The sequence below is a fragment of the Aurantimonas sp. A3-2-R12 genome, assembly GCF_036016755.1.
Classification (GTDB): Bacteria; Pseudomonadota; Alphaproteobacteria; order Rhizobiales; family Rhizobiaceae; genus Aurantimonas; species Aurantimonas coralicida_A.
The window spans coordinates 1-774 of the sequence record NZ_JAYXIH010000141.1 but is presented as its reverse complement, the minus strand read 5'-3'; the positions used below and the strand labels follow the sequence as shown (position 1 = coordinate 774).

1 protein-coding gene is annotated in these 774 nt (G+C 60.2%); it reads right to left on the bottom strand.

The genetic code is table 11. The features are described 5' to 3' along the window. A partial coding sequence (gene istA / locus VSX60_RS22445) for an IS21 family transposase (protein ID WP_442873147.1) occupies window positions 1-652 on the bottom strand: 652 nt, incomplete at its 3' end. Between the last annotated feature and the right edge of the window lie 122 nt (window positions 653-774).

The following is a 774-nucleotide window of genomic DNA, read 5'->3' as shown; positions in this document are numbered from 1 at the left end:
GGTAGTGAGACAGAAACCCACTGAACAGCGTCGCACGCTTGCGCGTGCCGTCTGGCAGAATCTTCGCCACCAGGCAGCGATCATTGTCGTAGACGATCGATTGCGGCACTGCGCCGAAGAAGGCGAACGCATGGATGTGCCCATCCACCCAGGCTTCCGACACCGCCGCCGGATAGGCCCGAACATAACAGCCATCGCTATGCGGCAGGTCGAGCACGAAGAAATGCGCCTTGCGCTCCACCCCGCCGATGACGACCATCGCCTCGCCGAAATCGGCCTGTGCATGCCCTGGCGGATGCGACAGCGGCACGAACACCTCCTGGCGACGCTGCTCTCGCTCGCGCACGTAATCCTTGATGATCGTGTAGCCGCCGGTGAACCCGCACTCGTCACGAAGCCGGTCAAACACCCGCTTGGCCGTATGGCGCTGCTTGCGCGGCACCTTCACGTCCTCGTCAAGCCAGTGATCGATGGTCGAAACAAACCCATCCAGCTTGGGCCGTCGGATCGGTGACTGACGCTGATAGCCGGGCGGCGTCGAATACGACATCATCTTGGCAACGCTGTCGCGCGATATGTTGAAATGCTTTGCCGCCTGACGCCGGCTCATACCTTCCGAGCAAGCCAGACGAACCTTCATATATAAATCCACGGTATAGATCCCCAACCCTCCTGCAATCGTCGCAGAAGAAAAATAGGTGGCCGACTTTTACGCCGCCCGAAGCGGGACTATCCCGCCGCTACCGTGGACTAATTTTGCACCGCCGCTCTCAG